Annotated in this window: 9 protein-coding genes; 8 read left to right on the top strand and 1 reads right to left on the bottom strand. The window is 46.1% G+C overall.

Features of this window, described 5'->3' with window-relative positions; all coding sequences use genetic code 11:
* Positions 1-43: 43 nt before the first annotated feature.
* The 7 genes from MHI25_RS29225 to MHI25_RS29195 all read left to right on the top strand — a co-directional run bounded on the left by MHI25_RS29225 (position 44) and on the right by MHI25_RS29195 (position 10,395).
* Positions 44-520 (top strand): glutathione peroxidase, encoded by a 477-nt coding sequence (locus MHI25_RS29225; RefSeq protein ID WP_339813016.1) that lies wholly within the window; start codon positions 44-46, stop codon positions 518-520.
* 248 nt (positions 521-768) lie between these two features.
* Entirely contained in the window at positions 769-2,403 is a 1,635-nt protein-coding gene (locus MHI25_RS29220; protein WP_076301455.1) for a formate--tetrahydrofolate ligase, read from the top strand.
* Positions 2,404-2,738: 335 nt separating this feature from the next.
* Positions 2,739-4,103 carry an FAD-dependent oxidoreductase gene (locus MHI25_RS29215; RefSeq protein WP_340394707.1) on the top strand — a complete coding sequence of 455 codons (1,365 nt, stop codon included), beginning with the start codon at positions 2,739-2,741 and terminating at the stop codon, positions 4,101-4,103.
* Positions 4,104-6,662: 2,559 nt separating this feature from the next.
* A complete protein-coding gene (locus MHI25_RS29210) occupies positions 6,663-7,490 on the top strand; it encodes a formate/nitrite transporter family protein (protein ID WP_036681949.1) in 828 nt (275 codons plus the stop codon).
* Positions 7,491-7,950: 460 nt separating this feature from the next.
* On the top strand, positions 7,951-9,171 hold the full coding sequence (locus MHI25_RS29205) for an MFS transporter (protein ID WP_036681946.1): 1,221 nt from the start codon (positions 7,951-7,953) through the stop codon (positions 9,169-9,171).
* Positions 9,172-9,239: 68 nt separating this feature from the next.
* A complete protein-coding gene (locus MHI25_RS29200; RefSeq protein WP_038573668.1) occupies positions 9,240-9,770 on the top strand; it encodes a GNAT family N-acetyltransferase in 531 nt (176 codons plus the stop codon).
* Complete coding sequence (locus MHI25_RS29195; RefSeq protein WP_081387159.1) at positions 9,751-10,395, top strand: MOSC domain-containing protein; 645 nt, start codon at positions 9,751-9,753, stop codon at positions 10,393-10,395. Before MHI25_RS29200 ends, MHI25_RS29195 begins: the two co-directional genes overlap by 20 nt.
* An 89-nt stretch (positions 10,396-10,484) precedes the next feature.
* Here the strand turns inward: MHI25_RS29195 and MHI25_RS29190 are convergent, their stop codons facing one another.
* On the bottom strand, positions 10,485-11,033 hold the full coding sequence (locus tag MHI25_RS29190) for a GNAT family protein (protein ID WP_036681941.1): 549 nt from the start codon (positions 11,031-11,033) through the stop codon (positions 10,485-10,487).
* A 230-nt stretch (positions 11,034-11,263) separates the two neighbouring features.
* On the opposite strand from MHI25_RS29190, the gene MHI25_RS29185 reads away from it, so the two are divergent.
* Complete coding sequence (locus tag MHI25_RS29185; protein ID WP_038574952.1) at positions 11,264-12,970, top strand: glutamine--tRNA ligase/YqeY domain fusion protein; 1,707 nt, start codon at positions 11,264-11,266, stop codon at positions 12,968-12,970.
* Positions 12,971-13,044: the final 74 nt, after the last annotated feature.

Genomic DNA, 13,044 nt, shown 5'->3' with positions numbered 1-13,044 from the left:
ATACGTAGTGTAGTCTAAGTACAAGGAAGGAAGGGGAATAAAGATGTCGATCTACAATTTTGCCGGCGTTACACCTTCGGGTAAAGAAGTGCCGTTTGCGGAGTATGAAGGTAAGGTGCTGCTGATTGCTAATACGGCTAGTAAGTGCGGGCTTACGCCACAGTATGGAGATCTTCAGAAACTATACGAACAGTATAGCGATCAAGGACTTGTAGTATTAGGATTCCCCTGCAACCAGTTTGCGGGCCAGGAGCCAGGTACGAGTGAAGAGGCTGAGGAATTCTGTCAGATTAATTATGGAGTTACCTTTCCGGTATTCGCCAAAGTTGATGTTAATGGACCGGATGCCAGCCCGCTTTTCAATTATTTGAAGGAGCAGCAGCCTGGTGCTGGAGACAGCAGCGACATTAGCTGGAATTTCACCAAATTTCTTATTGATCGCAGCGGCAATGTAGTAGCTCGTGTGGAGCCCAAAGAATCGCCGGAAACGATGAAACAACATATTGAGGCACTACTGTAGATCCATTATGGGGTCAGTTGCAGAGTGATCTTCCAAGTATCCCTTCGACTCGGTTTCGACCGATGCTCGCGGGGATTTTCTTTTTTTAAAGGATTAATGGAGATTGCCTTGAATTTTTATTGTGATAAATTATACTTGACGCTTTAAAAAGACGATGTATCCTTTGAAGAGAATATAGCAACTGTGCGAACATGCATAAAAAAGCGGAGTACAGCAGGATAATAACGGCAGGAGGTTTTTATACAAGCATGAAGTTAATTACAGAGGTAGCAGCACAAGCAGGAATCGACGAGCAGCATCTGGAACTATACGGCAAATATAAAAGCAAACTCTCACCTTCCTTATGGGAGGATATGAAAAACAAGCCAGATGGCAAGCTGGTTCTGGTCACTGCGGTGAATCCGACCCCTGCTGGCGAGGGTAAGACCTTAACAACCATCGGGTTGGCGCAGGCAATGAATGCAGCAGGAGTGAAGACCGTGGCTGCTTTACGTGAGCCCTCGCTTGGACCTTGCTTAGGGATGAAGGGCGGTGCAACAGGCGGCGGGAAGTCGCAGATTGTTCCGGCTGATGAGATTAATTTGCACTTTACCGGTGACATTCATGCGGTAACTTCTGCGCATAATTTATTGTCCGCAATGATTGACAATCATATCTTCCAAGGCAATGAGCTGGGACTGGATCCGCAGCGTATCGTTTGGAAACGTGTCATGGATATGAACGACCGCAGCCTGCGCAGTATTGTGACTGGGCTCGGGGACGGAAATGGAGCGGTACGGGAAAGTGGCTTTCAGATTACAACGGCTTCTGAGATTATGGCTGTGTTATGCTTATGCGATAACCTTATTGATCTCAAGAAGCGTTTAAACCGTATTCTGATTGGATATGACCAAGAGGGACAACCGGTAACAGCCGAGCAAATCGGGGCCGTTGAAGCGATGACAGCGCTGCTTAAGGAAGCAGTTAAGCCAAACTTGGTACAGACTCTGGAAGGTACGCCTGTTATTGTGCACGGGGGGCCGTTTGCGAATATCGCTCATGGCTGCAGCAGTGTTATTGGCACTCGTTATGCCCTTAAGCTGGGAGATGTTGTGGTCACCGAAGCAGGCTTCGGAGCGGATCTTGGTGCAGAGAAATTCATGGATATCAAATGCCAACAGGCCGGGTTAACCCCTTCTGCTGCTGTTCTTGTCGTAACTGTTAAGTCCTTAAAATATAACGGTGGTGTGCCTAAAGGCGAGCTTCTAACCGAGAATCGGACGGCGCTGCGCGCGGGATTGGTGAACTTAGAACGTCATGTAGAGAATCTCGGTAAATTTGGAGTCCCTGTTTTAGTTGCCATAAATCATTTTGAAGGGGACAGTGAGGGCGAGATTAATGATGTACTGGAGGCCTGCCGCAATTTAAACGTGCCGGCTGCGATCTCAAAAGTATGGGCGGAAGGTAGTGCAGGTGGACAGGAGCTGGCTTCTGAGCTGAACAAGCTCTTGGACAATAGTGGTCCGAGCCAGTTTGCTCCTCTGTATGAGAAGGATCTCGACATTTCATCCAAAATCAACAAAATTGTCCATGAGATCTACCGCGGGGCAGAAGTGAATTTTTCCCCGGCGGCTAAGCGGAGTCTGGCGGTTATCGAGCGGCTTGGGCTAAATGATCTTCAAGTATGTTTGGCGAAGACGCCTTATTCCTTCTCCGACCAGCCTAGACTCCTCGGAGCACCGGAAGGCTTTACGATTGGTGTCCGAGATATTACCCTTTCGCTTGGTGCAGGTTTTGCGGTAGTTATTACAGGCAATATCGTTACGATGCCAGGTCTGCCAGCTAAGCCAGCCGCTGAGGGACTATGGATGGATGAGGACGGAGAGATTCACGGTTTGGTGTAAAAGTGTTTTAATCAAAGGCTTCTCCTTGTTGGTATTAGAGGGGAGGCCTTTTTTTATGCTTCCTTTGGATTCCTGCAAATGCGGATCATAATGTACCTCCCACGTGGCAAAGCTAACGGAGTCGCATTCGGCAGCAGTGGCGGAAAAAAACTTAAAATTGTGAACAATATGAGGATATAGGTAAAAAAGACTTGTAATGTGATAAATATCACAATATAATCAGTTTATAAAGTGAAATAAATCACAACTAACCCATTGTTGATCAGATTCCATCATTGATCGGTCATGCAAGTCAAATATATAACCCGATTGTCCATTTGAAGGAGGAAGAAATAATGAAAGTAGCTGTCATTGGATGTACCCATGCCGGAACCGCCGCAATTTTGAATACTGCTCAACTTTACCCGGATGCCGAGATTACTGTATATGAGCGTAATGATAATATTTCCTTCTTATCCTGTGGGATTGCCTTGTATGTAGGTGGAGTGGTTAAAGACCCAGAGGGGCTATTCTATTCTTCACCAGAAAAGCTTGCAGAGCTTGGCGTAAAGACCAATATGCGTCATGAAGTAACTGCAGTGGATACGAAGTCCAAAACATTGCGTGTACGCAATCTGGAGACAGGCCACGAGTTCGCTGACACCTACGATAAGCTGATTATGACTACAGGTTCATGGCCGATTGTGCCGAAGCTTGAAGGATTTGAACTCGAGGGGATTTTACTTTCCAAGAACTATGATCATTCCAACACTATTATAGAAAAAGCTAAACAAGCGAATAAAATCACCGTCGTCGGCGCTGGATATATCGGCGTTGAACTGGTGGAAGCTTTTCAAATGAATGGCAAGCAAGTTACACTAATTGATGGTGAAGATCGCATTCTGAGTAAATATCTGGACCAGGAATTTACTGCACCGATCGAACAATCTTTTCAGGATCATGGGATTAAATTGGCACTGAATGAGAAGGTCAGCTCTTTTGCAGGCAAAGACGGTAAGGTAACAAAGGTTATTACAAGCAAAGGTGAGCATGAGACAGATCTGGTCATTCTCTGCATTGGTTTCCGTCCTAATACTGAACTCTTAAAAGGTCAAGTCGATATGCTGCCTAATGGTGCCATTGTAGTCAATAACTATATGCAGACTAGCTGCCCGGATGTATATGCCGCTGGCGACAGCTGTGCCATTCATTACAACCCTACAGGCAAACACGCCTATATCCCACTGGCAACCAATGCCGTGCGGATGGGAACCTTAGTTGCACGCAACTTGGTAACAGAGACCATTCCTTATATGGGTACACAAGGGACTTCGGGCATTAAGATTTATGAAGACAACATCGCTGCAACAGGGCTTACTGAAGAAGGAGCTAAGGCTGAAGGAATGGACGTAAAAACCGCCATGATTATTGATAACTACCGTCCGGAATTTATGCCCACCTTTGAGCAGGTTCAGTTAAAAGTAGTGTTTGATCGCGCCACACGCCGTATTCTCGGGGCTCAAATTATGTCCAAGATGGATCTGACGCAATCGATCAACACAGTGTCTGTATGTATTCAAAATCATATGACAATCGACCAACTAGCCTTTATCGATTTCTTCTTCCAACCGCATTACAACAAACCTTGGAACTTCCTGAATACAGTAGGTCTTCAAGCGCTGCCGACAACAGTACCAAGCAAAGAGGCTGTAACGGTTTAAAAAGGGACGTTGTTCCTGAGTGATTTATCGAAGAATAAGACAGCCTTGTAAAGCTAGAGAAGCAGTGATCCTCCTGTTACGGGAGGATCACTGCTTTTTTTTGTTAGGTGCTGAATAGCTGCTTGGGTAGATGCAATCCAATGGCTTCGGTGATGGTAGTAAGTCAAATGTGCTCGAAAGTTACGACTAGGGTCAACTGAGTCCGATCGTGCTGAGTCACCACCTTCTGCAGAAGCTTCCGGACTCAGGAGCTCTGTATAAGGTCAACTGAGTCCGATCGTGCTGAGTCATCGCCCTCCGCAGAAGCTTTCGGACTCAGAAGCCGCTAATTAGCAAATAATCGCCGTTTGAGCGTGGTTTCGGACTCCAATGCAGCTATTACATAGAATGAGTTACAACTAGTGTGTTTTTCGTGCTAATAGCGACCATGGGGTCCGATAGCGAGCTAAATTTGCTCAAAAGCTCTGTATAAGGTCATCTGAGTCCGATCGTGCGGAGTCACCGCCCACCTCAGAATTTTCCGGACTCAGAAGCCGCTATTTAGCAAATAATCGCCTTTTGAGTGTGATTTCGGACTCCAGTGCAGCTATTACATAGAATGAGGTACAACTAGTGTGTTTTTCGTGCCAATAGCGACTATGGGGTCCTATAGCGAGCCAAATGTGCTCAAAAGCTACATATAAGGTCAACTGAGTCCGATCGTGCTGAGTCACCGCCCTCCGCAGAATTTATCGGACTCATAAGCCGCTATATAGCAATTAATCACCTTTTGAGCGTGGTTTCGGACTCCAATGCAGCTATTACATAGAATGAGTTACAACTAGTGTGTTTTTCGTGCTAATAGCGACCATGGGGTCCGATAGCAAGCCAAATGTGCTCGAAAGTTACGACTAGGGTCAACTGTGTCCGATCGTGCTGAGTCATCGCCCTCCGCAGAATTTATCGGACTCAGAAGCCGCTATATAGCAAATAATCGCCGTTTGAGCGTGGTTTCGGACTCCAACGCAGCTATTACATAGAATGAGGTACAACTAGTGTGTTTTTCGTGCCAATAGTGACTATGGGGTCCGATAGCGAGCCAAATGTGCTCAAAAGCTACGTATAAGGTCAACTGAGTCCGATCGTGCTGAGTCACCGCCCTCCGCAGAATTTATCGGACTCAGAAGCCGCTATATAGCAAATAATCGCCGTTTGAGCGTGGTCTCGGACTCCAGTGCAGCTATTACATAGAATGAGGTGCAACTAGTGTGTTTTTGGTGCCAATAGAGACTATGGGGTCCGATAGCGAGCCAAATGTGCTCAAAAGCTACGTATAAGGTCATCTGAGTCCGATCGTGCTGAGTCACCGCCCTCCGCAGATGCTTTCGGACTCAGAAGCCGCTATTTAGCAAATAATCGCCTTTTGAGTGTGCTTTCGGACTCCAGTGCAGCTATTACATAGAACGAGGTAAAACTAGTGTGTTTTTGGTGCCAATAGCGACTATGGGGTCCGATAGCGAGCCAAATGTGCTCAAAAGCTACGTATAAGGTCAACTGAGTCCGATCGTGCTGAATCATCGCCCTCTGCAGAATTTTTCGGACTCAGAAGCCGCTATATAGCAAATAATCGCCGTTTGAGTGTGATTTCGGACTCCAGTGCAGCTATTACATAGAATGAGGTACAACTAGTGTGTTTTTGGTGCTAATAGCGACTATGGGGTCCGATAGCGAGCCAAATGTGCTCAAAAGCTACGAATAGGGTCAACTGAGTCCGATCGTGCCGAGTCATCGCCCCCCGCAGAAGCTTTCGGACTCAGAAGCCGGTATTTAGCAATTAATCGCCTTTTGAGTGTGATTTCGGACTCCAGTGCAGCTATTACATAGAACGAGGTAAAACTAGTGTGTTTTTCGTGCTAATAGCGACCATGGGGTCCGATGGCAAGCCAAATGTGCTCGAAAGTTGCGATTAGGGTCAACTGAGTCCGATCGTGCTGAATCATCGCCCTCTGCAGAATTTTTCGGACTCAGAAGCAGCTATTTAGCAAATAATCGCCTTTTGAGTGTGATTTCGGACTCCAGTGCAGCTATTACATAGAATGAGGTACAACTAGTGTGTTTTTGGTGCCAATAGCGACTATGGGGTCCGATAGCGAGCCAAATGTGCTTAAAAGCTACGTATAAGGTCAACTGAGTCCGATGTCCGGGTGTGGGCCAAATATGCTCAAAAGCTACGATTAGAGTCATCCGAGTCCGATAGAATGCCGATAGTGAAGTATGACTATAGTGAGGTATGACTACAGTGAGGTATAGCTACTGTGAGATCTAGCTGCATATAAGGACAACTGTGTCCGATAGCTGCTGCGTACGCTCAAATGTAATCCAACGAAACAAGATATGCTGGCTTAGCCGGTCATACACAAACTTCTATTTGTGCTCAGGTCGCAGTAAATTTGACATGTCAGTGAAAACTTTCACTTAGTTTTCTCAAAGTGATAATTATCACGTTAATGTATTTTACGACACGCTACAATGGTCATAAAGGAACAAATTTGAAGTAAATAGATGAAGGGGATAGGAACCATGGCTTATAGCAAACCGCAGCAAATTGCCGAAGTAACTGTAGAGAACGGCATAAAAAAAGCTCATAATCCGCTAAGTACCGTACTTATTCTGGGCTTTTTGGGAGGAGCGTTTATTGCGCTCGGGTTTTTATTAGATATTCGCGTCATTGCTGGCGCACCACAGGAATGGGGTTCCATTGCTAACTTTATCGGAGCCGCAGTCTTCCCCGTTGGGCTGATCATGGTACTCCTTGCAGGTGGAGAACTGCTGACAGGGAATATGATGGCCGTGCCGCTCGCTTTTATGGCTAAGAAGATTTCTTTCTGGGAAGTTGTGAAGAATCTTTTGCTCATTACGATTAGTAATCTGGCAGGGGCATTATTTGTAGCTTATTTCTTCGGTCATGTGGTGGGTTTAACTTCAGAGGGTGTGTATTTAGAAAAATTGGTGGATATGGCTGGTCATAAAATCGATGCAGAATTCTTTCCGGCATTTGTTTCGGGTATCGGCTGTAACTGGCTCGTTGCGCTGGCCGTATGGCTCTCCTATGGAGCAGATAACTTCAGCGGCAAAATCCTTGGTATTTGGTTCCCGACGATGGCCTTTGTTGCGATAGGATTCCAGCACGTTGTAGCTAACATGTTCCTAATTCCAGCAGCTATTTTTGAAGGTTATTATTCATGGGGGCAATACTTCACTAACTTTGTTCCCGTCTGGCTCGGCAATCTAACGGGTGGAGCAATATTTGTCGCAGCTGCCTATTGGATGGCATACTTGCGTAAAGCACCTACGGCTATTCAATCCGTAGATAGCATGTCCGGCAGCAGTGTCAAAAAACACGCTTAAGCTCGTCTTATAGAGCACTCCATAGAACATTCAAGGTCTGCCTTATTGGTGGCGTTAATGTTTTAGGGGTGCTTTTTGTTATGTAGACACAAAAAAATCCGCCGTGATATATCCGCGCTCGGGGGAACGAAATCGGATCACGGCGAATTTTGAAGGGGGAGTGTTTCTAGGCTCTATTACCCCGTCTTTCTAAAAGCGAATCAGTTTCTTCTTGTTTAGTTTGCTTTACGGACGACAGCCACGGCTTTAAAATAAGAATAGATATTAGAACTAGGGAGGACTGCGGACGTGAACCCCAAGGGAGACGGGATATTTCATGCGATATGTGCGTCTTATCCTCTAGATTTCATGCGTACTTTATCACGATAAAACGTCAATGTGTATGCTTGCTCATAGCCCTGTTTTGGGATGATACTGGATGAATTAATGACACATATATAACAGGGGATGTACACTACTTATGAAGTTTTTACAGGCATATCCAAAAGAAGTGAAAATATTTCTAATTGCCAGCCTAATTAACGCAACAGGTAGTGCGCTGATGTGGCCGCTCGTTACGATGTATGTATTTGATGAGCTTGGACGCAGCATGTCAGATGCTGGACTGGTGATTCTTATTCAATCGGTTGGTGGGATCGTGGGTCAACTACTCGGGGGCTCACTCTATCATAAGGTAGGCGTTAACCGGCTGATTGTCGGAGCGCTCGCCATGAATGCTTTGGCACTGTTCACCTTGCCGGCAGCTAGTAACAACTGGACGTTATTTATGGTAGCAATGGGACTGGTAGGATTATTTAATTCCTTATCATTACCTGCCATTCAGGCATTTATCGGCTTTCGTTTCACGAAGCAGCGTGGTGAGCTGTTTAATGTTATTTATGTCGCCAATAATATTGGTGTAGCACTGGGGACGGCATTAAGCGGGTTTTTGGCCGATATTTCCTATATGCTAAGCTTTGTAATGAATGGTGTAACTTCGGCGGTATTTGCGGGTTTCTTTTTTATATATCTGAAGAAAATCGGTGGAGAACCTGCGCATGAGGTAATGGGGCATCAGAAGAATGAACCAGAGAAACAATCCACGTGGAAGCTAATGGGGCATACTCGTATTTATCTTTATATGGGGATCGGTTCTTTGTTCCTGCTTCTCGGTAACTCTATCTGGAATACAGGGGTATCTCCGTTCATTATTTCAGAGGGCTGGCCTAAGAAAACTTATGGTTTTCTCTGGACACTGAACGGTATTTTGATTTTTGCAGCTCAGCCATTGGTAACAATGATTAAGCGCTGGTTCGCGTCTACCTCAACGGCGCAAATGACTGCAAGTGCCCTGTTTTATTTGGGTGGCTATGCGTTTCTTTTGTGGATGCCTAATTATCCTGGCTTAGTGCTCGGAATGGTGCTTGCTACACTGGGAGAAATGCTGATTTCTCCAGCGATGCCATCCTTTATCTCGGATCATGCGGGGCGCAGCGCACCATTTTATTTGGGACTAAGCGGAGGGATAGGTGCAGTCGGGAGAGTCATTGGCCCTTACTTCATGGGCAGACTGTATGATAGCGGTGGTTTGGCACCGACAGCCTGGCTGGCCTGTGCGATGGCGCTGCTGTCTGTAGGATTTTTCGTCATCCATTCTTTAGTCAATCGTAAAGGCCATTCGTTAGAGCGGTCCGTAAGATAACTATACACAGTGGATTCCAACATCTGCTGTGAATTCTATAGAGGTGCAAGGCAAGGGGTGTACATCTTATGAAACAAATCAACAAGGCAAGGTTAACTATTAGACCCTCAGAGATTAAAGACGTGCGAGAACTCATTGATCTGGACCATCTGATTTGGACAGAGGACACTAGCCCGGGACCTATGTTGTGGCGCTCACAAGAGGATTTCTTGCTGAATGCTCCCCCGGGCTCTCAGCTCGTAGCGCTGCAAGATGACAAGCTATGTGGATATGTCGGGTTTGGCTGCCCTAGTAGAATGGAGAGCAACCGGCATGTGTGCGAGGTTAATATTGCTGTTCATCCGAACTATCAACGTTTAGGCATCGGCCGGCAGCTCATGGAAGCCATTAAGGAACATGCTGCGGCGCATGCTATTCGTAAGCTTCGCCTGCGTGTATTATCCTGTAATGAATCAGCGATTTCTTTTTATCGGAAATGCGGTTTTGTGGAAGAGGGACGTCTGCGGGAGGAGTTTTATCTTGGCGGCCGTTATGTGGATGAGATATTTATGAGCTGCATGCTGACAGGAGGAAATGGATATGGAGATCGTCTCGCTTAATGTCGGTCGGCCGGTGACGGTGGATTATCGGGGAAAACCTTTGGAGACCGGAATTTATAAAACGCCTGTAGATGGATCAGTTCAGCTACATACCAATGGATTTGTTGGAGATGGCCAGGCAGATCTTAAACATCATGGAGGTCCTGACAAGGCGGTATGTGCCTATCCCATTGAGCACTATCCTTATTGGGAACAGCAGCTGGGAAAGAAACTGGAGTACTCGGCTTTTGGAGAAAATATCACCACAACGGGTCTACTGGAGACAGAGGTGTGTATTGGCGATGTATATGAAATAGGCACCACTTTGCTTCAGGTTAGCCAACCACGATACCCTTGCTTCAAAATCTCACAAAAGCATGGACCCGCAGATCTACCGGCTCAAGTTCTGGATACAAGGTATAGCGGATTTTACTTACGTGTACTTCGTGAAGGAATGATTTCAACCGGCGATGCAATTGTCAAAAAAGAAAACGGAGACAGCAATGCTTCCGTGGCGCATGTACTGCATTTAATGCAGGTTGGGCTGCAAGAGGAAGCTGCTCTGGCAGAGCTTGTGGAGCTGGAAGCTCTCTCAGCCGTAGTACGGAACAAGTTTCGAAAACAGCTGGGTATGCCAGAGATCTAATCTTGGTCTGCACAATAAAATAAACCTGGGGGCGTATGCCGGCCAGGTTTATTTCTGCTTGCGTGTTTGTATAACTTTCCTTAATCAACTTAGCCGAGCAGCTGCCACTCACTACGCAATAAACCATATACGGCGTGATTCACGTAGCCATCGGGCAGCTTTTCTGCCTGTCTGATCACACCTTCGAGCACAAAACCAAGCCGTTCAGGAATTGCCCGGCTAGTTACGTTGGCGGTTGCGCAGCGAATTTCTACCCGCTGCAGCTCCATTTCCAGCAGGGCGTAGTCTACTAGAACTCGGCAGGCACTGGTCATATAACCTTTGCCTTCATATCCATCACCAAGCCAATAACCAATCCCTACGGAACGGTTATGCCAGTCAATCTGGTGATACCCAATGACGCCAGCGAGCTCGCCGCGGACCCAAAGTCCAGCAGTGAAGGCGCCATTGTCGGTGCCTTGTTTTATAGCATTTTTAATGAAATTAAGGGTGTGATCCTGTTCCGTAACGGCATCAACCCAAGGAAGCCATTGCCTAAGTCGTTCCCGCGAGCGCTCCACTAACGCGAATATGTGCCTAGCATGCTCAGGCATGAGTGGCTTTAAGATAAGCTCTTCGTCGATGACATAATTAAACAAGCGGTTGCCTCCTTTTCGGCACAAGGCCTTATGTATGATTATGGATTTTTTCTTATGATTATCATGCTACTCTATCGCCCGCAGAGAAGTCAAAAGGTCTAAAGATGCTAAAAATTGATCCAGGCCATGTGCCCCCTTTTATTGAACAATCTACAGTTAACGGGTATATTAGTAGGAAACATGTTTATACAAGAAGTAGTGTAACACTACAGAACGAAAGGTTGATAGCTGTGGAGAACCGTACTACCCCCTCCAATTTTATTAAAAATGTTATTACCGAAGACCTCCGTACGGGTAAAGTAAAAGAAGTTGTCACACGCTTTCCGCCGGAGCCGAACGGTTACTTACATATCGGACATGCCAAGGCGATTTGGATTAACTTTACACTGGCGGACGAGTTCGGTGGCAAGACTAACCTAAGATTTGACGACACGAATCCTGCCAAAGAAGATACGGAATATGTGAACTCCATTCAGGAAGATGTAAAGTGGCTGGGCTATGAATGGGAAGAGCTGCGTTTTGCATCGGATTATTTTGAAGAAATGTACAAACGTGCCGAATTATTAATTACTAAAGGCAAAGCTTATGTAGATGACCTCAGCGCGGATGAAATTCGCCAATTGCGGGGAACGCTGACAGAGCCAGGACAGAACAGTCCACATCGTGAGCGCAGTATCGAAGAGAATTTGGATCTGTTCCGTCGTATGCGGGCAGGGGAATTCAAAGATGGTGAGAAGGTTCTTCGTGCCAAGATCGATATGGCTTCACCAAATATTAATCTGCGTGATCCTGTCATCTATCGGATTACTCATGCGCATCACCATAATACAGGGGATAAATGGTGCATCTACCCGATGTACACGTTCGCTCATCCACTTGAGGACGCCATTGAAGGTGTAACTCACTCCCTTTGTTCGCTTGAGTTTGAAGATCAACGCCCATTTTATGATTGGGTCGTAGCGGAATGTGAGATGCCTTCTGTTCCGCATCAATATGAATTCGGCCGTCTGAATCTCGCTCAAACCATGACTAGTAAACGTAAGCTGAAGCTGCTGGTAGACGAAAAACATGTGGATGGCTGGGACGATCCGCGGATGCCAACGATCTCCGGCCTGCGCCGCAGAGGATATACGCCGGAAGCGATTCGTAAATTCGTGTACGAAGCAGGGATCTCCAAGAGTCAGGGTCTAGTGGACCTGCAAATGCTGGAGCACTTTATCCGGGAAGACCTTAAGTTAACTGTGCCTCGCACCATGGCTATACTTCGTCCGCTTAAGGTTGTTATCACCAATTATCCGGAAGGCCAAACAGAATGGCTTGAAGCGGAAAATAATACAGAGAATGAAGAAATGGGTGTACGCCAAATTCCGTTCTCTCGTGAGATTTATGTTGAGCGCGACGACTTTATGGAGAATCCGCCCAATAAATATTTCCGCTTGTTCCCCGGCAATGAAGTACGCCTGAAGCATGCTTATTTCATCAAATGTAATGAAGTCATTAAAGATGAGAATGGCGAGGTTGTTGAACTGCATTGTACGTATGATCCGGAAACAAAGAGTGGCAGTGGATTTACAGGCCGTAAGGTAAAAGGTACTCTGCACTGGGTAGAAGCTAGTCAAGCTGTGCCTGCAGAATTCCGTTTATACGAGCCACTGATTTCTGCTGAAGAAGTAGATGAAGCTGCAGAAGTTGAAGGTCTGGATTCCACGGTAGAGAAAGCGGAGCCTAGCTTCTTGGATCAGCTTAATCCTAAATCCATTGAAATCTTACAAGGTTTTGTGGAACCCGCGCTTAAGGACAGTGTGGCTCAGGATAAATTCCAGTTCTTCCGTCATGGCTATTTTAATGTAGATAGCAAATATTCGGCGCCTGGGCATCTCGTATTCAATCTTATCGTTTCACTGAAGAGTTCATTTCAGCCTCCAAAACAAGGCTAACACTTGATTCGTTCAGGTTCTTTATAAATAAAACAGGCTCAAACGTCCCGTTTAGGTACGTTTGAGCCTGTTTT

Source organism: Paenibacillus sp. FSL E2-0177 (genome assembly GCF_037992975.1).
In the GTDB taxonomy this organism is placed as follows: domain Bacteria; phylum Bacillota; class Bacilli; order Paenibacillales; family Paenibacillaceae; genus Paenibacillus_AQ; species Paenibacillus_AQ odorifer.
Note: the sequence above shows the minus strand (reverse complement) of the source record. Positions and strands in the feature narration are given on the sequence as shown.